At 28.1% G+C, this 24279-nt stretch carries 26 protein-coding genes, 1 pseudogene and 1 other annotated feature; of the genes and pseudogenes, 4 read left to right on the top strand and 23 right to left on the bottom strand.

Going from position 1 to position 24279, the window contains the following annotated elements; all coding sequences use genetic code 11:
• Positions 1–27: 27 nt before the first annotated feature.
• Complete coding sequence (locus KHQ81_04735) at positions 28–666, bottom strand: hypothetical protein (protein QVK19018.1); 639 nt, start codon at positions 664–666, stop codon at positions 28–30.
• 168 nt (positions 667–834) lie between these two features.
• Here KHQ81_04735 and KHQ81_04730 point away from each other — a divergent pair, with 168 nt between their 5' ends.
• Positions 835–1716, top strand: coding sequence for an aminoglycoside 6-adenylyltransferase (locus tag KHQ81_04730; protein ID QVK19017.1), 882 nt, complete (start codon positions 835–837; stop codon positions 1714–1716).
• Positions 1717–1822: 106 nt separating this feature from the next.
• Here KHQ81_04730 and KHQ81_04725 read toward each other — a convergent pair whose 3' ends face one another.
• The 11 genes from KHQ81_04725 to KHQ81_04675 all read right to left on the bottom strand — a co-directional run bounded on the left by KHQ81_04725 (position 1823) and on the right by KHQ81_04675 (position 9649).
• Complete coding sequence (locus KHQ81_04725; protein QVK19016.1) at positions 1823–2134, bottom strand: hypothetical protein; 312 nt, start codon at positions 2132–2134, stop codon at positions 1823–1825.
• Between the two features lie 83 nt (positions 2135–2217).
• On the bottom strand, positions 2218–3774 hold the full coding sequence (gene pruA / locus KHQ81_04720) for an L-glutamate gamma-semialdehyde dehydrogenase (protein ID QVK19015.1): 1557 nt from the start codon (positions 3772–3774) through the stop codon (positions 2218–2220).
• A gap of 14 nt (positions 3775–3788) precedes the next feature.
• Positions 3789–4934: an FAD-binding oxidoreductase gene (locus KHQ81_04715; GenBank protein QVK19014.1), complete on the bottom strand. Its 1146-nt coding sequence runs from the start codon at positions 4932–4934 to the stop codon at positions 3789–3791.
• On the bottom strand, positions 4924–5205 hold the full coding sequence (locus KHQ81_04710) for a (2Fe-2S)-binding protein (GenBank protein QVK19013.1): 282 nt from the start codon (positions 5203–5205) through the stop codon (positions 4924–4926). Before KHQ81_04710 ends, KHQ81_04715 begins: the two co-directional genes overlap by 11 nt.
• Positions 5202–5681 carry a 4Fe-4S binding protein gene (locus KHQ81_04705; GenBank protein QVK19012.1) on the bottom strand — a complete coding sequence of 160 codons (480 nt, stop codon included), beginning with the start codon at positions 5679–5681 and terminating at the stop codon, positions 5202–5204. Before KHQ81_04705 ends, KHQ81_04710 begins: the two co-directional genes overlap by 4 nt.
• A 3-nt stretch (positions 5682–5684) precedes the next feature.
• Complete coding sequence (locus KHQ81_04700; protein QVK19011.1) at positions 5685–6764, bottom strand: FAD-dependent oxidoreductase; 1080 nt, start codon at positions 6762–6764, stop codon at positions 5685–5687.
• Positions 6754–7068 carry a (2Fe-2S)-binding protein gene (locus KHQ81_04695; GenBank protein ID QVK19010.1) on the bottom strand — a complete coding sequence of 105 codons (315 nt, stop codon included), beginning with the start codon at positions 7066–7068 and terminating at the stop codon, positions 6754–6756. Before KHQ81_04695 ends, KHQ81_04700 begins: the two co-directional genes overlap by 11 nt.
• Positions 7069–7228: 160 nt before the next feature.
• Positions 7229–7975 (bottom strand): exodeoxyribonuclease III, encoded by a 747-nt coding sequence (xth, locus tag KHQ81_04690; protein ID QVK19009.1) that lies wholly within the window; start codon positions 7973–7975, stop codon positions 7229–7231.
• Positions 7976–8070: 95 nt separating this feature from the next.
• Positions 8071–8907 (bottom strand): metallophosphoesterase, encoded by an 837-nt coding sequence (locus tag KHQ81_04685; GenBank protein QVK19008.1) that lies wholly within the window; start codon positions 8905–8907, stop codon positions 8071–8073.
• A gap of 178 nt (positions 8908–9085) precedes the next feature.
• The gene (locus KHQ81_04680; GenBank protein ID QVK19551.1) at positions 9086–9292 is read right to left on the bottom strand and encodes a type II toxin-antitoxin system RelE/ParE family toxin; all 207 of its coding nucleotides are present in this window, start codon (positions 9290–9292) and stop codon (positions 9086–9088) included.
• Positions 9293–9385: 93 nt separating this feature from the next.
• Positions 9386–9649, bottom strand: coding sequence for a type II toxin-antitoxin system Phd/YefM family antitoxin (locus tag KHQ81_04675; protein QVK19007.1), 264 nt, complete (start codon positions 9647–9649; stop codon positions 9386–9388).
• A 396-nt stretch (positions 9650–10045) separates the two neighbouring features.
• On the opposite strand from KHQ81_04675, the gene KHQ81_04670 reads away from it, so the two are divergent.
• Entirely contained in the window at positions 10046–11095 is a 1050-nt protein-coding gene (locus KHQ81_04670; protein QVK19006.1) for an IS1595 family transposase, read from the top strand.
• A 3-nt stretch (positions 11096–11098) separates the two neighbouring features.
• On the opposite strand, the gene KHQ81_04665 is transcribed toward KHQ81_04670, so the two are convergent.
• From KHQ81_04665 to KHQ81_04650, 4 genes are all read right to left on the bottom strand, one after another.
• On the bottom strand, positions 11099–11380 hold the full coding sequence (locus KHQ81_04665; protein ID QVK19550.1) for a DUF4870 domain-containing protein: 282 nt from the start codon (positions 11378–11380) through the stop codon (positions 11099–11101).
• A gap of 356 nt (positions 11381–11736) precedes the next feature.
• A complete protein-coding gene (locus KHQ81_04660; GenBank protein QVK19005.1) occupies positions 11737–11904 on the bottom strand; it encodes a hypothetical protein in 168 nt (55 codons plus the stop codon).
• A gap of 638 nt (positions 11905–12542) precedes the next feature.
• A complete protein-coding gene (locus tag KHQ81_04655; protein ID QVK19004.1) occupies positions 12543–12971 on the bottom strand; it encodes a GNAT family N-acetyltransferase in 429 nt (142 codons plus the stop codon).
• A gap of 128 nt (positions 12972–13099) precedes the next feature.
• Positions 13100–14074 (bottom strand): helix-turn-helix transcriptional regulator, encoded by a 975-nt coding sequence (locus tag KHQ81_04650; protein QVK19003.1) that lies wholly within the window; start codon positions 14072–14074, stop codon positions 13100–13102.
• Positions 14075–14787: 713 nt separating this feature from the next.
• Positions 14788–15002, top strand: a binding site (T-box leader).
• Between the two features lie 72 nt (positions 15003–15074).
• On the opposite strand from KHQ81_04650, the pseudogene ileS reads away from it, so the two are divergent.
• Positions 15075–18182 (top strand): annotated as a pseudogene (gene ileS / locus KHQ81_04645) (isoleucine--tRNA ligase).
• A gap of 301 nt (positions 18183–18483) precedes the next feature.
• Here ileS and KHQ81_04640 read toward each other — a convergent pair.
• The 4 genes from KHQ81_04640 to KHQ81_04625 all read right to left on the bottom strand — a co-directional run bounded on the left by KHQ81_04640 (position 18484) and on the right by KHQ81_04625 (position 21117).
• Complete coding sequence (locus KHQ81_04640) at positions 18484–18939, bottom strand: DUF5071 domain-containing protein (GenBank protein ID QVK19002.1); 456 nt, start codon at positions 18937–18939, stop codon at positions 18484–18486.
• 154 nt (positions 18940–19093) lie between these two features.
• On the bottom strand, positions 19094–19270 hold the full coding sequence (locus KHQ81_04635) for a hypothetical protein (GenBank protein ID QVK19001.1): 177 nt from the start codon (positions 19268–19270) through the stop codon (positions 19094–19096).
• An 852-nt stretch (positions 19271–20122) separates the two neighbouring features.
• A complete protein-coding gene (locus tag KHQ81_04630; protein ID QVK19000.1) occupies positions 20123–20497 on the bottom strand; it encodes a hypothetical protein in 375 nt (124 codons plus the stop codon).
• Positions 20498–20649: 152 nt separating this feature from the next.
• The gene (locus KHQ81_04625; GenBank protein ID QVK18999.1) at positions 20650–21117 is read right to left on the bottom strand and encodes a hypothetical protein; all 468 of its coding nucleotides are present in this window, start codon (positions 21115–21117) and stop codon (positions 20650–20652) included.
• Between the two features lie 140 nt (positions 21118–21257).
• Here KHQ81_04625 and KHQ81_04620 point away from each other — a divergent pair, with 140 nt between their 5' ends.
• Positions 21258–22556 carry an ISL3 family transposase gene (locus KHQ81_04620; GenBank protein ID QVK18998.1) on the top strand — a complete coding sequence of 433 codons (1299 nt, stop codon included), beginning with the start codon at positions 21258–21260 and terminating at the stop codon, positions 22554–22556.
• 531 nt (positions 22557–23087) lie between these two features.
• On the opposite strand, the gene KHQ81_04615 is transcribed toward KHQ81_04620, so the two are convergent.
• The 3 genes from KHQ81_04615 to KHQ81_04605 form a co-directional block, all read right to left on the bottom strand.
• Complete coding sequence (locus KHQ81_04615) at positions 23088–23315, bottom strand: rhodanese-like domain-containing protein (protein QVK18997.1); 228 nt, start codon at positions 23313–23315, stop codon at positions 23088–23090.
• Positions 23316–23395: 80 nt separating this feature from the next.
• Positions 23396–23869: a hypothetical protein gene (locus KHQ81_04610; GenBank protein QVK18996.1), complete on the bottom strand. Its 474-nt coding sequence runs from the start codon at positions 23867–23869 to the stop codon at positions 23396–23398.
• Between the two features lie 18 nt (positions 23870–23887).
• Positions 23888–24274, bottom strand: a complete 387-nt coding sequence (locus KHQ81_04605) for a desulfoferrodoxin (protein QVK18995.1) — start codon at positions 24272–24274, stop codon at positions 23888–23890.
• Positions 24275–24279 lie beyond the last annotated feature (5 nt).

Genomic DNA, 24279 nt, shown 5'->3' with positions numbered 1-24279 from the left:
ATATAATTACCTATATAATATCATGAATTAAACCCTTTTATCATCTATATTTACATTTTCTATATCTTTAATGAATTTCATAAAGAACTCAATTACAGGGCCAACAGTTAATGTGATAATGATTGTTCCGATAGAAACTGCCCCCATTCCAATATTAGCACAAATCCCAAATATTAATGCGATTACGGCATAAGAACCTTCAATTAGTGTTTTAATTACCGCAACTGACCAATTTGTTTTTTCTACTAAAATTAATAATAGGTTATCCATGGGTCCTAATGGCAACTTCGATCTAATGATAAAAGTTACACCCAGTGGTAAAAAGATAAGTGAACCACAAAAAAATAGTACCCTCACCCACATACTATAATCAACATCTGGTAATATTTGTGCCCAAATATTGATTCCAACTCCAATTAGTGATGTAAGTAACATACCTATCACATAGATTTTTTTTGGTTTTAAGAGCATCGTAATAATATACACAATAAAAATAGATAAATACATCGCATTCCCCATTGAAGTGTTTAATAATTTCGATGAATTACTATTTAATGCATCAAATGCACCTGCACCTAATTCAGATAAAATTGATAATGTAATTCCAAAAGATAGGATGATTGATCCAGTACAATAATAAATTACTTTTCTTAATGTTTTCTTCATTCTATACTACTCCTCTAAAGCATTCTAGTTATTATAACATCTTAAATATAATATATCTATACACATTTTTTTTTATTATACATCCTTTATACCTTATATGATTCATGATATACTTATGTGGAATAAAAATGTCAGTTTAACTGCATTCAAATAATACGAGGTGATAAAGTGAGAAGTGAAAAAGAAATGTTTGATTTAATATTAGGTATTGCAAAAGATGATGAACGTATTCGGGCAGTCTATATGAATGGTTCAAGAACTAATCCGAATATACCAAAAGATATTTTTCAGGATTATGATATTGTATATGTGGTAAAAGAAACATCCTCTTTTTTGAAAGATGAAAAATGGATTAATGTTTTTGGTGAACTACTTATGATACAGGAACCTGATAAATTAGATCAAATTTGTGGAATGGAGATGGATTTTGATCGTTCCTATGGGTATTTAATGCTTTTTAAAGATGGGAATAGAATTGACCTTCATATTGAAACCAAGGAATCCATGTTAGAGGGATATACAAATGATTCTTTAACGATACCACTTTTAGATAAGGATAACTGCTTACCAAAGATTCCTAAAGCTACAGATGTTGATTATTGGGTAAATAAACCTACAGAGCCACAATTTATGCGAAACTGTAATAATTTTTGGTGGTGTATGCAAAATGTAGCTAAGGGAATATGGCGTGAAGAATTACCTTATGTTAAGAAAATGTATGAATGTGTTGTGAGAGAAATGTTAGATGAAATGGTTTCTTGGTGGGTTGGCATAAACCATGACTATAAGGTATCAACAGGAAAAATGGGGAAATACTTTAAGAAATATCTTCCTAAATCATATTGGGATTTATATCAAGGTACTTATTCTGATAGTAATTATGACAATATATGGGATTCAGTATTTAAAGCCTGTGATCTATTCCGTAGTTTATCAAAAGATGTCTCTAACTACTTCACATTTACTTATCCAACGAATGATGATAAAAACATGACTCAATATCTTACACATGTTAGGAATTTACTGAAAAACGCTAAAGGAATTTATTAAAAAATATATTATTTAAAAGCCGGATACTGAATTTACTGTATCCGGCTTTTTTTTGATCATTGATTTAATCATAATTCAAATATGTACAATTTAATCAAATTAAATTTTATAATAGTTTATCACTAATAACTTTTGTTTTATTTTTTAAAGGATTATAATTTAATATTATTTCATGTTCTAAACCTTCAGAATCGATAACAAACGCTTTAATTAAAGCTCCCAGATGTATCCCTTTAACTTTAATCTCTTTTTGTTTAGTCTGAATCTCAGTTATTTCATATCCATTAGCACTAATAAATTCTTTTACTTTATTTTCAGCAATTAATATTTCTCTTTTTATTGATTCTTTATGTTGTTTAATTGTAAAAGGAATAAATAGTATAAACATCAATAATAATCCAATTAGTATAGGATCCATCCTTAACCTTCCTTGCTTCATAACTGGTCACTACAAACAATTATGTCTATTAAAAAGGTCGTGTAATACACGACCAACATATTTTACAGACTTTCACTTACAGTTTTACCTTGCATATGTAAAATTAAATAATCAGGTCCACCCGCTTTTGAATCGGTTCCACTCATATTGAATCCACCGAATGGTTGATAACCAACAATAGCACCTGTACATTTACGATTCAAATATAAATTACCAACGTGGAAGTCTTCTCGTGCTTTTTCTAAATGGAAACGATTATTTGAAATTACTGCACCAGTTAATCCATATTCTGTATTATTTGCAACTTCAATAGCCTCATCAAAATCTTTTACTTTGCAGATAGCAACAACTGGTCCAAATATTTCTTCTTGCATGATTTGTGCTTTTGGAGCAACATCACTAATGACAGTTGGTTGTACAAACCAGCCAATCGATGAATCAGTCTTACCACCAGCAACAATCTTACCTTCTTTAGAACCAATTTGGATATATTCACTAATTCTATTAAATGCTGGTTCATCAATAACAGGTCCCATATAATTATTAAATTGAGATGGATTTCCAACGGTTAATGCATTTGTTTTTTCTACAACTTTACTTACAACTTCATCATACACGTCTTGATGAACAATTGCTCGTGAGCAGGCACTACATTTTTGACCACTGAAACCAAAGGCTGATTTAACAATCGCATCAGCAGCAAAATCAACATCGATTCCACTATCTACAACAATCGCATCTTTTCCGCCCATTTCAGCAATAACGCGTTTTAACCAAATTTGACCTTTTTGAACTTTCGCTGCTTTTTCATAAATTGAGATTCCAACTTCTTTAGAACCAGTAAATGAAATAAAGCGGGTTTTTGGATGGTTAACAATATATTCACCAATTTCTGAACCCCTACCAGGAATAAAGTTAACAACACCTGCTGGTAAGCCAGCTTCTTCAAGTAATTCAACAAATTTATAGGCGATTACTTGGGTTGTTGATGCTGGTTTTAATAAAACAGTATTACCACTAACAACCGCTGCAGTAGTCATTCCTGCTAAAATAGCTAGCGGGAAATTCCAAGGTGTAATAACTGCCCCTACACCTAAAGGAATATAACGATACTCATTGCGTTCCATTTTAGGACGACTTAGTATCTTACTATCAATAGACTCTAATTCAAGCATTTGTCTTCCATAGAATTCTAAGAAATCAATTGCTTCAGCTGTATCAGCATCTGCTTCAATCCATGGTTTTCCTGCTTCTTTTGTCATTAACGCACTAAATTCAAATTTACGACGTCTCAAGATAGCTGCTGCCTTGAATAAAACATCAGCTCTTACTTTTGGATTTACTTTACTCCATGTTTTAAAGGTCTCTAAAGCGATTTGCATTGCTTCTTCAGCTTCTTTAATCCTTGCTTGATGGATAGAACCAATTAATTCCTTATTACTAGCAGGATTGTAAGAATTAACTAATTTATTGGTTTCAACACGATTTCCACCAATTATAAGTGGATATGTTTTCCCTAAATATTCTTCTACTTTCTTTAAGCCAGCTTGATATTTTTCTTGATTTTCCTTTTGATTGAAATTTACTAAAGGTTCTGTTTTATATGGATAAATTGCCATTTTATTCTTCCTTTCTATACAACTGATTTTTCATAAGTAAAGACTTGTTTATTTTTAAAACGATTAAGTTGTAAATCACTGATATCAATCATCGTTTTTTGTTTTAAAATTATTTGTGATAAAAGAATTCCAGTCATTGGAGCAAACATAAATCCATGACCACTAAAGCCACAAGCAAGATAAAAACCTTTCAAATCTTCTGTTCCACCAATTATAGGTTGTCTATCTGGAGACATGGTATAAGATCCACCCCATTGTCTTACAACCCGCAGATTACCAACCACTGGCAATATTTCGCAGACTGTTTTAGACATTTCATCTAAAAATTGCCAAGTCGATTCATTAGAATGATTATGAAGTACATCGGGATTACTACGCCCCATTATAAAACTACCATGTGGGACTTGTTGACAATATAGGTTTTTCGCAAAAGACATAACCATCGGTCCTTGAATCTTCTCTACTGGTTCAGTCACTAAAATCTCATGATTTTCTGCATAAACTGGAATATCTACCCCAGCCATATCTCCAATTTCTTTTGCATAACCGCCTGCTGCATTAATCACATTTCTTGTCTTAATCTCCAAATTTGTTGAAATGACTTTTTTAATTTTTCTATTCTTTACAACAATATCTTTTACTTCTTCATTGAAATAAAATTTTACACCGAGTCTTTGTGCTGCTTGAAAATAAGCATCTGTCATTTTAAATGGGTTTAAATGGCCATCTGTTGGACAAAAAGTAGCTCCCACAATAACATCAGTATTAAGATGTGGAACGATTTTTTTTGCTTCATCTTTTGTTATCTTTCTTGATGGAATCCCTAAACTCTGTTGAAGGAATACATTCTTTTCAAATTGCTCATCTTCTTCTTCATTTGCGCTTATGATTAAATACCCTTCTTGTTTAAATTCAATGTCACCATCATACCCTAAAGTTTCTTTTGCTTCTTCAAAGAACTCGATACTCCCTTTTGCTAATAAACAATTCATTTTTGTTCCCCATTGTTGTCTAATTCCTGCGCCACATCTACCAGTTGAACCACTAGTAAGATAGGATTTATCCAAAACAACAATGTCTTTTATACCTTTAACCGCTAAATTATAGGCGATACTACACCCACTAATTCCAGCACCAACTATCACATAATTAGCTTTCATGATTGGCACCCTCTTTAATTGAATTTAATTTAACTCCCGTTGTTAGTGGTCTAACTTTATATGTTTTTACCTCTTCTAATTTAACATTTAAATACTTGCTTACCTCTCTTTGTACTAATTGACCACAAGTATTTCCTTGACATGGACCCATCCCTATTCTTAAGATACGTTTTAATTCTTCAACACTGGTGTAGCCTTGATCCATTAAATCATGTATATCTTGTAAGGTAACATCCTCACACCGGCATATAATCATATCTTTTTTGTTCATAATTTTCTCCTAATGGTTACAAAATCATATAATAAAATTTCATCAACTAAAACTTGTACCAAAACCGTACGGTCTTGACGTTTTGTAAGGGTAACTTTTTCAATCAAAGCATCACCAATCACTTCACCCTTACGATTTACAGCATGCCATACTTCATTTTCTTTTGGATATGGTAAAAACTCATAAGGTATTTTAAATCTGGCTTTGTTTTCAAAAATCTCACATACCATAATCGCTAAACCTGGGCAACTATAAACACAGACACCACATCCGGTACATTTATCAAAGTCAACCTTAGGCAAATTATTGATATCATCTCCGATTGTTATAGCGCCAAATGGACAACTTGTACTACAAGGATTACATGGAATACTTTCATAACATTCAATGATTGCTTTTGGTTTAATTAAGAGTTCATGAGCTGGATAACGAGTGTAAACTTGTTCTTTGGTAGCGACACCATCTTTTACTAACATCACTCACCCTCCTAACTTTTTTAGTCCAAGAAGAATCTTTTCTCCAAATGGACCATTGCGAAGATTATTTATTTGTTGATTATACTCTTCCATAAGTTCCCCATAACGTGTGTGTGTTTTTCCTAACTTTTTACAAGCAATTAGCCCTGTCATGTATCCCTCAACAATAGCACTACTTGCTTCTTCTATCCCAGAAGCATCCCCACAAACAAAAACATTCTCAATACTTGTTTCATGAGAATGATTAGTTATAGGAACTAATCCCCCTAACTCACTCACATATTTCATATTACAACCCATCATTGAAAGAAGATTAGTTAAAGGTGTTAATCCTACAGCGATGCACACTGCATCTACCTCATATTCCTTTTCTGTCCCCTCAATCATATTCCAATTCTCATCAAGTTTAATGGTAACTATTTTTTCTACTGCTTCGGTACCTATGGCTTTTTTTATCGTACAAGAAGTCTCGATGTCTACCCCGAGGCGCCGAAGTTTAGAAGCATGCACTTTATAACCACCAATTTTTGGACTAGCTTCAATAATAGATTTAACTTTCACACCAGCTTGCATTAATTGATAACTAACAATTAATCCAATATTTCCACTACCAACCATGACAATTTGATTTCCTGGTTTAACACCATAGACATTCATCAAAGTTTGAACAGCACCAGCGCCATAAATTCCTGGTAAATCACTATTTTCAAAGGCCAACACTTTTTCGCTTGCACCTGTTGCAGCGATAATTGCCTTTGTCTGGATTTTAACATATTGTTCATTTTTTAATACTGTAACGACCTTATCATTGTAAAGACCAACAACGGTAGCATCCTCCCATATTTCTATAAGGTCACTATGTTTTTTCACATCATCCACAAGTTTTGACGCAATATCAATCCCTCTAGTTTTCGCAAATTGTTTTTCAGAACCGAAAAACATGTGTGTCTGCTTTATTAATTGACCACCTAATAATCGATTACGGTCAATTAATAAACAACTTTGTCCTGCTTCAGCCGCCATTTTCGCAGCGCATAAGCCAGCAGGTCCCCCTCCAATAATCACTAAATCTTTATTTAACATAAAGTTCACCTTTATTGGACTGTACTTTTACGTCCATACCTTCTTTTAATAATGTAACGCACGTTCGAACATTTGGCACCCCATCCACAATCATATTGCATGATGAACAATTTCCAATAGCGCAATAAAATCCTCTAGGTCTTTTCAAATTCATACTTTCACTAAATTTTTTGATTCCTAAAGCGTGTAGTGCGGATGCAATCGTATCTCCTTCATAACCTTCAACAGGTAGGTTATTGAACGTGAAGTGAATAACTTTTCTTTCTTTTTCAAAATTTAGAATTGGATGCTCTTCTATTCTCAATCTCCTCACCTCTTTAAAAACTATTGTATCATATAAGCGCTTACATTAACAAGAATATTTCTACAATTGTTCAACAATAACACAAAAAAAGCTAGATTTAATATCTAACTTTTTAAGAATTTTTATAACAATTTATTTTTTTTACCATTTTTCCAACATTTTACTCAAAATCAAGTGCAATAGGACAATGATCACTACCAATTACATCGGTAAAAATCAAACTATTATTTAATCGTTTTTCTAATCTGTTTGAGATAATAAAGTAATCAATCCGCCATCCTGCATTTTTTTCACGGGCTTTAAACATATAACTCCACCAAGTATATTTTATTTCCTCAGGATATAGAAATCTAAAAGTATCAGTAAAGCCAGATTCTAGTAAATTACTAAATTTAGTTCGTTCTTCAATTGTAAACCCAGCATTCTTTTTATTTGTTTTCGGATTTTTTAAATCAATTTCTTGATGGGCTACATTTAAGTCACCACACATAATAACTGGTTTAACTGAATCTAATTTCTTTAAATATTCCCTAAAGTCATCTTCAAATTCCATTCTATAATCTAGTCTCATTAATTCTCTTTGTGAATTAGGAACATAAACAGTAACAAAGTAAAAATCTGCAAACTCAAGGGTTATGATTCTACCTTCATCATTATATTTACTATCAATTCCGTACATTACATTAATAGGTTTTTCTTTTGTATAAATTAACGTACCAGAATAACCTTTTTTATCAGCACTATTCCAGTATTCATAATAGCCTTTAAAATCAAATTCTTTTTGATCTTCTTGCATTTTAGTTTCTTGAATCGCAAATATATCAGCATCCATTTGATCAAAAAAATCTTTAAAACCTTTTTTCATACAAGCTCTTAATCCATTAACATTCCATGATACAAATCGCATATATTCCCTCTTTTCTATGTCAAGATACCTAATTATAACATAAGCTTTTAATTATGATAATTAATTTGCATTCTAAATAATCTAAAAAAATATCATTAACTATTTTTTAATGTAATTACAACTAATTCTGGTCTATTGAATATTCTTAAGGGTAAAATACTATTTCCAAGCCCTCTACTTATAATCATTGATGTATTTTCATTATAATGAATCCCGCTTGTATAGGCTGGAAACAACCCTTGATTTGGCGCAATTAGTCCACCCACAAAAGGTAACCTAACCTGTCCACCATGGGCATGACCAACTAATGCTAAATCAACTTGATTATCAGTATACACATCCATAAACTCCGGTCTATGTGAGAGTAATAGATTAAAAGAATGATTATCAACTAACTCATGTAAACTTTCAGAAACCAATGTTTCATTAGAATCCATAAACGTAATATCTGATAATCCGATAAGATTTATACTACTATCATTCTGTTGAAGTGTTAGATTCTTATTATCTAAAATAATTACACCGTAAGACTCTAATTTTTCAGATAAGGATTCATAAACTCCTGACGATTTTTCATGATTACCAGAGACAAAATAAATAGGTGAAATTTTTACCGCCTCTCTAATATAATCTAAGGAAACCTCAATATTTGAATGACTACAGTCAATTAAATCTCCTGTAATAACGATAATATCTGGAGAAATTTCTTTTGTATATTTTATTAATCTTGATTGATCTTTACCAAATTCCTTATTATGTAAATCTGATATATGTAATATCTTATAATTATTAAATTCAGGTGGAATCTTAGTATTCTTATATTCATAATCAGTAATGACTATATCATTATTTTGCCAGATACAAAAAACAATTAACCCCATAATAGCAATAATAAAAATAGATATTTTTTTCATTCGCTTTTTATACTTCATTTTACTTTCTCCTAAAACCTAAACTTCTCTCATTATAACGAAAAATACCTATAAAGTACACACTTTTTAAATTCTGTGTATACTCTATAGGTATTGTCCTCCCTGTACAATTAAATCATTTATTAAGCAATTTTCTAGATAGTATCAATTGTTCAATTCCATTATTTTCAGTATATCTTTAAAATATCTTTTCGTAATTCTGTTTATTATATAGAACCCTTACTACTTCAATTCTATCTAACTCAAAATTAATTAGATAGAAAATTATATAATTACTCATTAAACATTTTCTAACTTCTGGATTAACAATTTTTTCATTTGATATTTTTGGATTAGCTTCTGGAAAAAGCATAATATTCTTGATTTTACCTTTAAAAATTTCGATGAATTGTAATGCTGCTGTTTTATTACTAGTGTTATACTAATATATTCAAATATTGATTCAAAATCTCTTGGTGCAGCAGGATATAAAACAAAACTACTTACCATATTTAGTGGCCATTTCATTTAAAAACATAGCACCATCGATAACTTCAGCGCCATTTTTAACTTCTTCTAGCGAATTATTAATTAAATTAGCAGCGTTAGCTTTGACTATTTCCTTTTCATATACTTCCATGCTCATCATAACCATACTTCCATAGCCATTTTTAGTTACAAAAATAGGTTCTTTGCTTTCATTAACCAATTTAGATATAGAAGCAGTATTTTTTAATTCTCTAATTGGTATTATTTGTGGCATAAAATCCCCCTTTCATTTTATTATATGATTATTATACCATAATTATACCATAAATTCAATTTCTTCGATAATTTCTAATAACAATCCTAATAATAATGATTAAATTAAATAATCAAATTAATATCAAATCTACCTAATTCATTGTAAAATCAAAATTTTATTAAGAATTATTTTATAAAATGAATAATATAATGTGGTTTATAAACTTTTTGTTTTAAAGTATTTATTAGTCCCAATATCGGATGTACCCAATAGAGTATACCTGCAGTAGTCATAATAAATAGTATAAGTAATAAAAAAACGCTAAATTCAATTTAAGTGTTGATATTTTTTTATTGTTACATCTATGATGTAATAAGTCACTTTATAATGAAATTATAAAGTGAGGTAATTAGAATGATAAATAAAATAGATTTAATTAATGAATTAAATAAACTATCTATAAAGAATTATGAAGATGTTTTTAGTTTCATTATGTCTTTCAATAACCCTATAGAATCTAAAAGCGATATTTGTTTGAATTGTCCACATTGTGGTTCAGTTGAGTTTGTTAAAAATGGAAAAACAAACAAAGGAATTCAAAGATACATTTGTCGCGAGTGTAATAAATCATTTTGTGATACATCTAACACTCTTCTTTATAGAAGTAGATGTACTGAAGATATATGGTTAAAATTTATTGATTGTGAAATATCAGGATTATCTTTAAAAGAAACTGCTTATTATAATAATTTAAGTGTCACAACTTGTTTTTATATGCGACATAAGCTTTATAAAGCAATCAGAAACTTAAAGATGAAAGAAACTTTATCTAGTAAAGTTGAATTAGATTGTATTTATACAAAGATAAATCTTAAAGGAACCAAACCATCAAATATGCCTAGACATAGTAAAAAGAGAGGTAATACATCTGCATATTCAGGTATATCTCATCACAAAGTATGTATTGTCGCTGCAATCGATGAAAATGATAATATGTTGCTTGAGATAGCTGGAGTTGGATCGGAATCAATGGAAAAATACACTAAATATACCGATAAATTTATGGATACAACTTTAATTATTTCTGACAGTAAACCATGTATTCAACAATTTGCGAATAATTTAGGTGTTAAGAATGATAAAGTTCCTGTGATAGCTAATAAAAAACGTTATACTACTAATCTAGGTAATAGTTTAGGTGATATTAATCAATTGGCTACCGGGATTACTAAGATTATAAAAAATAGTCATGGTGTATCTATAAGACATTTACAAGATTACTTATCATTTTACCTATATAAAAAACAATTACATTATAGAACTAATCGAAAAGATCATGCAAATATAATGTATAACTTATTAAAATACAATCATCATTTATCTAATAAGGATACGTTAAATTTTGATTATCCAATATCTTTAAAAGATGCTTATTATGAATATCGATATGGGATTTTTGCATAATCATCAACACTTAAATTGAATAGAACGTAAAAAAATGAAAAAAATTAAATCTATTTCAAATTCTATATACATTCCTCCTCTAGCAACTGCCAAACCAATAGCAAAATATAAAATTATTGATAATGAAGAGTTCAAAGCTTGTTTAGTAACATCAGCGATATAATTTGATTTATTTTTATAATACAAATAAACAATTAAGGTGGCAATTACAGGAATAATTAATGTATTAAGAAACTGTATTGCCCAAATAATACTAGTAATTAATTTCTCTTTCTCTTTTTTTATTGTTTCTTATTATTTTCTTGTAACAAACTGTCAGTTTCTTCAGTAACATTATGGATCATATTTAATTACTCCCCTTTCACTTAAATAATAAACTTCATTGTTAATATCAAATTTGATAACCAATTAATATTTCTCCTTAGATTATCTCCATTTATTCTAAAATTTATATTAATACTCTACTATTGATTTTAGTGATGTACAAACATATTTAACTAACTGTCTACCTTCTGATTTCGTTCAAACTTTCACTGGTTTATTACCACTTTTTTACACGACTTATTAATAAAAATAATCCTCTCAAATATTAAATAAAAGGTGCCTAAGCAAATTTTGAACAATAAATAAAAAATACAGGATTATTTCTTATATAATTTATAAATTTTATATACAACATCACTTGTATACACTATAATAGCCAGTATTATAAGAATTACTACATTAGGTACTACACCAAAAATTAATTGATAAACCATAAGAAGTAATACTAATATAGCTGTTTGTAACAAATATCTATACCTACCCATATTTTTTCCTCCTTAAGTATTTAGAACTTCTGTTTATTGATGATATTATAAAGATAACCAATTCTGATTGTGAGAAAACTACCATTTTTGGTAAAACATAGTTAATTAGATTACCTTTTTTGATATTCTTTTTTCAGTCTAGAGAAAAGAGAGTGAAAAGAATGACTGAAATAAATGTACTAAGAATGTTGGACATATTGAAGAACTTTAAATAAAACCAAACTTTAATGAATTAGTAAGATTGTATGGAATTTAATTGATGAAATCAAATTGACAAATCAGTTTTTCAGTCAAATCAATTATATCACCAATTTTTTCTCTTGTGTAGAAGTAATCATTATTATGATAACTAAATCCAATTAATGTTCCTTAACATCGTAGGAGTTAGATTACTATCATTACTAACTTATATTTGAACTTATTGTTTTTTCAAATTGTATATAATCTTGTTCTTCTAAATTATAACTAAAAACAATTGAATCTAGTTAGGTAAACTACCTGAATTAGTCAGGTACACTCCAAAGAAAAAATAAAATAGGTAAGTACGATTCCCATATATTTCTCTTTTGAGGAAGTCTACTTACCTACTTTGTTTAAAATATAATTCATTAAAGGTGATGTTTAAAACAGACAAAGATTTAAAAAATATATGAGTATTCGATTAATTCATCATCAATTGTACTTTTTATAAATCCGACTTTTTCAAATAAGCCTATTGATTTTAAATTGTTAATTTCAATACTTGCTCTTATTTCAGTTACATTAAAGTTAAATTTGTTTTTGATTAGATCATATAAAATAATTGTTCCATATCCTTTATGATGATACTTTGGATTAACAAAGATAGATAAATGTAAAATGCTATTAATTATTTGACAATGAAATCCACTAATTATTTCATTATTTTCAATCACTTTATAATAATATACATTATCAGTAGTAGTCACATAATTAAAATAATTATCCAAATCAATATGGATAAACTTTAATATTTCGCTTGTTTTATGCAATTGTAAAAGACTTGTAAAATCATCATTTTGTTTCAAAAGTACATACTCAATATTCATAATTTCCTCCCTAAATTTTTATTAATCAAAAAATATTTTAAATTAAAATACTATAACTCCCTAATAAAAAGAAAACCATTTGATTTCTCAAGATGTTTAGACCATCATCTTCAGCAAGTATTCTATCACTATTTAAAACGTATTTTATTGAGCATTAGCAAAATTTCTTTATTACTTTTAACTTCATCAAAATTAGATTTAATCAAATTTGATTTAATAATATTTTCTAATCGTTCTTTTTCTATGGTTTCTAATTTTGCTTTATTTACTAAATTATAAGCTGACATAATACATTTAACTGATCCTGAATAATCTGCTATTTTTATCTTTAATTCAGCCTTTCGTAATAAAAAAACGATAACTAAATCTAAATGAACAGTTTGATTAGGATACAGCAATTTATACATATTCAAAAATGAGTCTATATGTATAAATGATTCTTCATAATTGGTATCCTTATATTTCTTATAATAATAAGAATATATAGAATTTAATCGTAAAACAGTTCTTTCTTTCAATGCTTCAGCGTAAAAATCCTTTTTATTATTAGAACACACATGAAATAATAAGTCTTCATTAGTCATGGATGGAAATTTATCTATTAATTCAATTGCCTTATCCTTCCTATCTAGTTTCTTATATAGAAATATCATATCTTGCATTGTAAACCATCTTAATTTATCATCTGTACAGTCATCTAGAATCCTATTTCCTAAATTAATAATTTCATCTGAATTGTTAACATTTCCTCTTTTATATAATACACTTAATAATGCCTGCATTAATTTAAAATTCCCTGGATACTTTTGGAGTGTTTCTCTTAAAATTAATTCTGCACTTTCTTTATTACTCCAACAACATTCATCATATATTTTATCTATAACTATTTCATTCTCTGATTTATCTTGATAAAACAACTTATCAATTGATATATTAAAGAAATTCGCTATAGAAGGTAAATTTGTTATATCAGGATAAACTATTCCGTTTTCCCATTTAGAAATTGTTTGAAATGAAACACCTAAATATTCAGCCAACTTTTCTTGAGTTAATTTTTTTTCTTTTCTTAAATTTCTTATAACTTCTCCAATCTTAAATTCCATGCCCTTCTCCTTGTAAATTATTACAGTACTGTTAACTTAATTATAACAAAGTATATTGATATATCAATCACAATATAATTGAATTTTTTTCTACTAATAAGCGAAATTATTATATTTCAAGTAATCATTATCTTCTCAATAAACAGACATAAATCCATATACAATTAGTTGAGTTTCATTTATTTTTATGTTATTGCTTAACTTAACAATTAATTCTTTTATAAAAATAGTTTGAAATATAAATAGAGATGATTATAATAAACGATAAAATAGGAGAAATTAACTCTTAAACTATATCCTAATTATCATAATCAACTAGCTGTATTAATTCATGTCTTATTTAAGAAATTTTGTACTTCAGAATATAATGCATTACTTAATGAAATTATATCAAAATGATCGTACAAATGATGAAACACTACTTATAAAGATATCAACTCTTGGTAATACTTATAATTAATCAAATCAATTAGATTAAGCAATTAAATTCCTAATAAGTTACCCTCTCATTTTATCCTGAACGTGTATTAGTTTCAATTTATGAAAATAATGATAAGAATAAACAATAACAAAAACTGATTAAGACAATTCTTGAAGAAACCATTTAAGAATATATGTTATTCTTTGTCAAGAATAACTTATTTTGTTTTTACTATTGATAAATAATAATATATGTAATATAATAACAAATAAATAATTATATAATAATATTTTTAAAAACTATGATATGGAAAAGTATTATTATCCTAAGTTTTAAGAGAGTGGCTGTTTGGTGGAAAGTCATAACAAAGGAAATAAGAAAATCACCATAGAGTTGATGACTGAATTAAGTAAGTTTAATCCGTGTTTCCGCGTTATGGAATAGAGTATGATGGTACTTGAAATGTATACAAAAGGTGGTATAGCGAATATTAACTTCGTCCTATTTGGATGAAGTTTTTTATTTTTCTAAATTAGTTTTTAAGGGTACTATTAAAAATATTAAAAAGGAGTTGTTATTTTGTACAAGAAAGTTAATTCATCTAAAAGTTTAGTTTCGATGGAAAAAGAAATTTTAAAGTTTTGGGATGATCAAAAGATTATTCAAAAAAACTTTAATCTAAATGAAGACAGTGAATACTTCACCTTTTATGATGGTCCTCCTACTGCTAATGGTAAACCACATGTGGGCCATGTTTTAACAAGAGTTATTAAAGACCTGATACCTAGATATAAAGTAATGAAAGGTTATAAGGTTTTAAGAATTGCTGGTTGGGATACACATGGTCTTCCTGTAGAATTGGAAATCGAAAAAAAACTTGGTATTTCAGGAAAACCTGAGATTGAAAAATATGGTGTAGAAGAGTTTATCAAACAATGTAAAGAAAGTGTATTTACCTATGTTAATATGTGGGAAGACATGTCTAGGAAAGTTGGCTTTTGGGTGGATATGGATAAGCCATATGTTACGTATCACAATGAATATATTGAATCAGTCTGATGGGCTTTAAAAACTATCTGGAATAAAAATCTATTATATAAAGGCCATAAAATACTGCCTTATTGTCCTAGATGTGGAACTGCTCTTTCTTCACATGAAGTAGCACAAGGTTATAAAGATGTAAAAGAGGCAACCGCATTTGTTAAATTTAAAGTAAAAAAGGAGAATAAATATTTATTAGCCTGGACAACCACACCTTGGACACTTCCTGCTAATGTAGCTTTAGCTGTTAATAAAAAATATGATTATATCGAAGTTATCGAGAATGGAGAACATTTAATACTCGCTAAGGAACTTCTTCCTGTATTGAAATCAGATTTTGAGAAAGTAAAAGAGTTTAAAGGAGAAGAATTACTTGGTTTAGAATATGAACAATTATTACCTTTCTTTAAACCAGATAAAAAGGCATTTTATATTGTTCATGGTGATTATGTTACATTGACTGATGGTACAGGAGTTGTACATATTGCACCGGCATATGGTGAAGAAGATAATTTATTAGGTAATAAATATGATTTACCGCTTGTTAATCTTGTTGATGCTGACGGAAAATTTATTGATTGTATAAAACCATGGGCAGGCATGTTTGTGAAAAAAGCTGATCCAAAAATATTAGAATATTTAAAAGAAAATAAAAAGTTATATAAATCTGAGAAAATCACCCACTCTTATCCACATTGTTGGAGATGTGATACACCTTTACTTTATTATCCAAAAGAGAGTTGGTTTATCAAGATGTCTTCTTTAAGAGATAAACTTCTTAAAAATAATAATAAAGTAAATTGGTATCCAGATAATATTAGAACGGGTAGAATGGGAAACTTCCTTGAAAATGTGATTGATTGGGGAATTTCTAGAGATCGTTACTGGGGGACACCCCTTCCTATTTGGGAATGTGAATGCGGTCATAAAGAATGTATTGGTAGTATCGAAGAATTAAAAACAAAAGGAATTAATGTACCTGATGATATTGAATTACATAAACCTTATATTGATCATGTTCGTATCAAATGTGAAAAATGTGGTAAAGAAATGAAAAGAACACTAGAAGTCATTGACTGTTGGTTTGATTCAGGTTCAATGCCTTTTGCCCAATATCATTATCCCTTTGAAAACAAAGAAATATTTGAGAAAAACTTCCCTGCTCAATTTATCTCTGAAGCGGTAGATCAAACAAGAGGCTGGTTTTACACTTTACTTGCAATCTCTACTTGTGTATTTGATAACAATCCTTTTGAAAATTGTGTAGTACTAGGGCATGTTCTTGATAAACATGGTTTAAAAATGTCCAAGCATAAAGGAAATGTGGTTGATCCTTTAGCTGTACTTGAAAACAAAGGCTCTGATGCGACTAGATGGCATTTCTATACAGCTAGTGCTCCTTGGCTACCAACTAGATTTTCAGTAGATGATGTTGCTGAATCACAAAGAAAATTTCTAGGTACTTTATGGAATGTCTATTCGTTTTATGTGTTATATGCAGATTTAGATCAATTCGACCCAACAAAATATGAAGATTTTGCATCAACAAATGTGATGGATAAATGGATGATATCAAGACTTAATTCCTTAATAAAATCAGTCGAAGAAGACTTAGAAAATTATCGAATCACACAAGCAGCCTTATCAATTGAATCATTTACTGATGAATTGTCAAATTGGTATGTTAGAAGAAATCGATATAGATATTGGGGAGGTGAACTAAATGATAATAAAATTGGTGCCTATGTCACACTTTACCGTGTGTTAGTGACATTATGTAAAGTAGCTGGACCGTTTGTCCCATTCATGACAGAAGAAATTTATCAAAATCTTGTGGTGAACTTAAATCCAAAAGCACCAATGAGTATCCATCTTTGTTCATGGCCTGAATATAATGAAAAACTTGTAAATAAAAATCTTGAAGAAGAAATGGATTTAGCAATTAGATTAGTTAAACTTGGTAGATGTGCTAGAAATAGTACCAATATCAAAAATAGACAACCATTATCTAAAACTCTTGTTAGTACGAATAACCTTTCATCATCTTATGGAGATATCATTAAAGATGAGTTAAATATAAAAGAAATTGAGTTTTGTGATGATTTATCAAAATATGTAAACTATGAAGTTAAACCTAATCTTCCTGTTTTAGGAAAAGTTTATGGTAAATTAATTCCAGAAATAAAGAAAGAAATAAGATCTAGAAATCAAACAGAATTAGCCATGTTAATTAAACAAGGAAAAAATGTCGTTATTAACCTTAAAGATACACCAATTGAACTCAACAGTGACAATGTCCTTATCACGATGTTTGGTCTTGAGGGATTTGCATTTGCGGGAGAAGGTTCATTAGGAATCGTACTTGATACACACATAACAAAAGAATTAAAAGAAGAAGGTCATATTAGAGAGTTTATCAGTAAAATTCAAAATATGCGTAAAGATTCAAATTTAGAGTTAACTGATAAAATAAACATATATGTTGCTAAAAATGTTTATCTTGAAAAGATTCTAAAGAAACATGAAGATATTATTAAAAAAGAAACACTTACTTTAGAAATATTTTATAATTTAAATGAAACTTACATAAAAACCATTATCAATGATGAAAGTTTATATATAGCATTAAAAAAAGTATATAAATAAAGTTTATTTAAACTAGGGAGCAGTTGGTAAATATTTAACCAAAAACAGCTTTTAAACAAAAAGAGAGCCCAAAATTGAGTTCTCTTTTTGCGTTATATTATAACATTATTGTTGTTTTAGGGAAATGAATTACTAGTGTAAGAATTAACACCATGTAAATTTAGTCCTTCATATTCCATCTTATTATTAAATAAATTATCAACCATTCTAAAAAGGATATTTAATAATTGAGATGGAAATTTGCAGTCAAATGAAATATAAATGAATTTTCTTCTTCATTTTGTAATTTATAAATTCAATTTTATTTAGTCTCACTTAATATACAAACAACTTCATTTGATTCAAATTCTGATGGATTTATTTTCATTTCATTAATTAATTCATTCAAACTTAATAACCAATCTTCGTCTTCCTCACTTATAGCAACTTTTACTGTTGATTCAATAGAAAGCATTAAGATATGTTTTGGTATAGTTTTTAATAATTCAACTATAATATATGCACCAGGCCAATTCATGAATTGTAACCATTCAAATAGTTGTGGAATTATATCCTTGACCTTAGGATACTCTTTTCTGTATAGCACTTTAGCAGCATTCTCCCAGCAACATTTACCGAATGGTTCTAAAGGAAGCAATAATAATGTAAGATCTAAATCCTCCATTTCTACTAATTCATTAACTGCTTTTTCTTGTATTTCCTTTGGATTATTCCAGCTAAGCTGTAATAATAATTTATTAATATTTTCATTTAACAAAAGAATTCTCCTTCCTTATGTTAAGGTATATATTACATACTATAATCATTCATAAACATGTATTTTACAAGATTAAAGATGATAATTACACTTACCTTTTTAATCTCGCTTATATCAACTTCAGTATTAAATTCTTCTACATAAAAAGAATAACTCAAATTATAATTATGTCTACCTCATCTAATACAACATCATTCAATATAATATCATATTCAATACCACGTTCTAAATTATCAGCAAAAGAAGGACCAAAACCGAATCCTTTATCTTGACAATTAATTTCTATTGAATAAAAATGTGTAAAATCTTCAATTTTAATCTCTTCATCCAAAGAAAATATAAATGTGAGTATAATTTTATTACCATCTACTATTTCAAGTTAATCGTACAATATATTGTCATCTATTCATGAATTAGGTCTAAATATCTATTTTAGAAGGAGTTGAGCATGATGTAAGTAGAAATATTGAGAATAAAAGTATTAAACAAAATTTTTTCTTCATATGTATCACCTACTATGCTTTAAAGATCTTTCAAATTAGATTTATATGAATAAAGAAATATTTAGTTATTTCTAAATATTCATCCCTGGTTTGATTTTATTTTTAAAACATTATTTTTTAGTATTTTGTCTCTTATATATCCTCTAAATCATTAAATAAAAACTTATATATTCAAGTATATCATAATTTTTATTACTTTAATTAATTTAAATTTAAAAAATACCCCAAAGATTTAATAATAGTTTTTGTAGCATATTCTTTTTATTTAGTTGTTTTAAGCTGATGATAATATAAAACTTAATATATGCACTTGCAGTATCTAGCAGGTACTATTGCATATCCTCCTTCATTTGTTTTAACTTTATATACTCTAGTTGACTACTTTTTGTGTATTTTTTTGAATCTTTTCTATAATGTTTCGAGAAACCTAAAAAATCTTCTAATATATTTAATAACTGAATTATTAATTTCTAAGTTATCCTGTAATTTATTATAAAAGTCTTCTGTTACTTGACCTAATATCATCTTTAAATCATTTTTTAATTTTAATATATCCTTATATATATTTGGATATTAATTTCTTTTCTCTTTTGATTAATTGTTTCATCATCATTGAAAAATTAGATCTCCACTTATCTCTAAAATACTTTATTATCTTTTTTATTCATATTTACCCTTTCTTATTTTATATTAAATGGATATATAAATCCATGATTCCATGTCCCTATTAATATCAAAGAATCATCAGGACTAAAGGAAACATAACAACAACATTTATTTTTAATTTCATCTATAAAACCTAGAGTTTCATAATCATATATTTTAACAATATTTGTCATTGCTACTGCTAAATATTTACCATTATTAGAGATATTAAAGTGACTAATTCTACCATCTACTGATACATCAATTGCATTTTTTTCAGATACTTTTTTTAAAATCACATATTTTTCTTCATCTTGTCTTAATTTTTCTTTTAAGTACTTAGAAGATTCAATAACACCAAAAAAACTAGATTTAGTAGTTACAGATGAAAGAGGACTTAATTCGTGCAAAATACTTTTATAATTATTCGAAATAATTCTTATCTTCTTACTTGCTAAACTATTTACAATAAATTGATTAGAAAATTTATGATATATAAATTTATAAATATTAGAATCAATATCTATTCTTTAAAAATCATTGAATTCTTCATTATACTCAATTATAAAATATTTATTTTTATTATTTGTACGTTCAAATCCATTAAATAAATATTTTTTTCTTTAATATATTTAACTCCATGAAAAACACAGTTATCTGGGTGATAAATGATTTCAGTTTCACCGTTATCAATGTTTATTTTTGAAATATATCCTAATAAGTTATTATTATAAACTGTATTATATATGTATTTATTGTTCTTCGAGAAACAAAAACCACCATCCTGTGGTTGACTAGTTTTTCTAACATATATTTTATTAATTAATTTTAGACTTTCTAGATCATAAACAACAATTTTACGTTCAGCACTTTTTACAGCCAACAACTTATCGTCATATGAAAACATAATTTGATTAGCATGTTTAATATCTTTAAATATCGCAATTTGTTCAAAACTTACTGTATCATGAACATATACTGATGTATCACTTGTTCTTGCTAAAAATTTACAATTACTTGATATTTTCATCTTATAAGAATTATTGGTTCTATAATATTTGGTGTGGGTAATAAACTCACACCATTTAATTTGCATAAAAAAATGAGACAGATTTCCAATATCCTGATACAATTAATAACGACGAAATCACTAATGAAAGGATTGGAAATATGTCTCAATACAATTGTATCGTAAAAGTACTAAATTTAAAAGATGAAAATATTTCTTTTAATGAAAACTTTTACTCAGAAGAAATTATTAAGGGTGTTAGATCACAAATCTATTATGGAACTCTCACATATCAGCCTCAATATTGTTATTCATGTGGTTGTGTATTTGATAACCAGTTTGAAAAGCATGGCTTTAAGACATCTACAATAACTTTACCTAAAGTATCTAATATGAATGCTTATTTAAAACTTAAAAAACAACGTTATAAATGTCATCATTGTAATAGTACCTTTACTCTCAAGACATCTATTGTTAATCAGCATTGTTATATATCTAATAATACTAAAGTAGCTGTTGCTCTTGCAGCTTCTAATAAGATTTCTGAATGTGATTTAGCCAAAGAACATAATGTATCACATTCCACTGTAAATCGTGTTATAAACAGTTTCTATGAAGTGCATAAGCCTAATTATAATTATTTACCTGAACAACTTTGTTTTGATGAATTTAAATCAGTTAAATCATCAGTAGGGGCTATGTCTTTTCTTTTTTGTGATGCTCATAATGGAAGCATAATTGATATCGTTGAACATAGACGCTTAAATTCATTAATCAAATATTTCCAACGATACACTAAAAAAGCAAGGAGAAGTGTAAAATTAATCGTTATCGACATGTACAAGCCCTACATTCAACTTATAAAGATGCTCTTTCCTAACGCTAAAATAGTTATGGATAAATTCCATATTATTCAATTAATCTCTCGCTCATTAAATAAAACTAGAGTTAGAATTATGAATCAAGATAAAAAGAACTACAATAAGTTTAAACGTTATTGGAAGCTTATATTGAAAGATCGGGCTAAATTAGACATCAAAAATTATAGAAAAGTTTATTGTTTTAAACAAATGATGTGTGAAGAAGATATTGTAAATTATTTACTAGATCAAAGTAATGAACTTAGAGATACATATGAACTATATCAGGACCTTTTACATAGTATTAAAAACAAAAATCCAGAACTCTTTACAACTACTCTTGATCAAATTGAACAAGAATACCCAAACATATCAGCTTATATGAAAACATCAGTTAAATCTATTCGTAAGAATAAATCCTATATTCTAAATCTAATGTCTACTAATTATACAAATGGTGTAATTGAAGGTATAAATAATAAAATTAAAGTTATCAAGCGTATAGCTTTTGGTTATAGAAGCTATCATCATTTTAAACTACGAATTCTCATTTCTCATGGAATGGGAACAATGAAAAGAGGACTAAGTCATTCAGCTTAATCCTCGTAATTGATTTAATGTCAGTTTATTGGATATTCTCTACCCACACTACTTGACAAAGAGCCGAATTATTAAATTTTTTAATATATCCTTCGTTATCCATATAATCCCCTACCTTATTAATCTATCTATACTTATATAATTAAATCCAAAAAGGCTTTGTTTTTATTATAAAACAAAACCTTTAGGATTTCTATAGTTATATTTTAATTACATAATGTCAGTCGAAGTTTTATTAGTGCACGATTTTTTATACAAAGAATTTTTTTCAGGTTTACAAAAATCAAATACTAGTTAATTTTCATACTTATATTTTAATTATTTCAGACGTAAATATCATGTTCACTCATACTTTAACAGCTTGTAAAAATCCAAAACTAAGAGCAATTATTAGTGCTTGCATTAATTTTCTTCATACTTATACCTTTACCAATTGTTATTAATACTAGTTCAACTATTCCCACATACTTTTCCTCAGAATGATGTTAAATAAAATATCGATATGTATTATAACATAATTCTACTTTTTTTCTACTCAACATCATAAGGCCAATCTGTTGTTATTCCACCTAAATCATATACATTTTCATATCCAAGATTATTCAAGGTCTTCATTGCTGCTTGACTTCTATTTCCACTTCTACAATAAACAATTATTACTTGATCAAATGAATCAAATACTTCTTCATGATCATCTTCAATCGTTCCAAGTGATAATAATATTGCACTCGGAATATGACCTGTTTCAATCCAAAACAATTATACCATTATCCACATGTTGATTAAACACTCTCAGAAAAAAAGACCGATTGAATCGGTCTTTTGAAAATGTAATTGTATTAGTCTTCTTTGATTTTTAAACATACATAGCAATATGCATTTTCATCTTCTGGGATAAAATCACCATACATTAGTTCAAAGTCATATCCACCTTCAAATGGTATTTTTTCGTCTTCCATAAATTTGTACATTTTTTGGAAGAATGCAGGTCCGTGGTCCTTAAACAGACTTTTGAACTTAATGTATTTTCCTTTTTTTAATGTTAGTTTTACTGATGGTGTACCTTGGTAAAGTTTAGCAGGAGCAAGTGCTTTGTAGACAAATGTTTGGTTTTCTTTTGTCATATTCGTATAGTCTTCAAAACCGATTGTAAAGTCTGTAACTTTCATATTTGCAGTATCGGTGTTTTGCATTACTCCTCCCCATAAAGAGCCAAAGTCTATATTGTCAATTTCCGGAAAGAAAATTTCAACTTCATCCCCACAAAAATCCATATCTTCAATTTCAAAATACTCAAATTCTAACTTACTCATAATTTATCTCCAATCCATTTATTTTGATTCACTTGTTAAGTGTAAACTCCATAATGAGTGCAGGTTACAGTAAAGGTATATGTTTGTGATTACTTCATCATTTGCCAGGATAAACTGCACTTTTGGTTCTTGATTTATGTTTAGTTTTTTGTACTGGAAACCTTGATTTGTTTCCATACAAATAAATTCTATGTGGTGGATATCAACCATTGGATGATTGTTGTCGATTGTTATTGTAACGAAATTTCCGATTTTTCTGATTTTTGGGACATGATTTTGTGCTTCATCAGGAGAATTGTTTTCAACAAGTTCTACTGTTGGTGTATCACAACATGTCACATCATTATTTTGATCAATTAGCTTTATGTGTATTTGATCGCACTCGGTACATCTATAAAATTTCATATAAT

Source organism: Mycoplasmatota bacterium (assembly GCA_018394295.1).
Classification (GTDB): Bacteria; Bacillota_I; Bacilli_A; order Haloplasmatales; family Haloplasmataceae; genus JAENYC01.
Note: the sequence above shows the minus strand (reverse complement) of the source record. Positions and strands in the feature narration are given on the sequence as shown.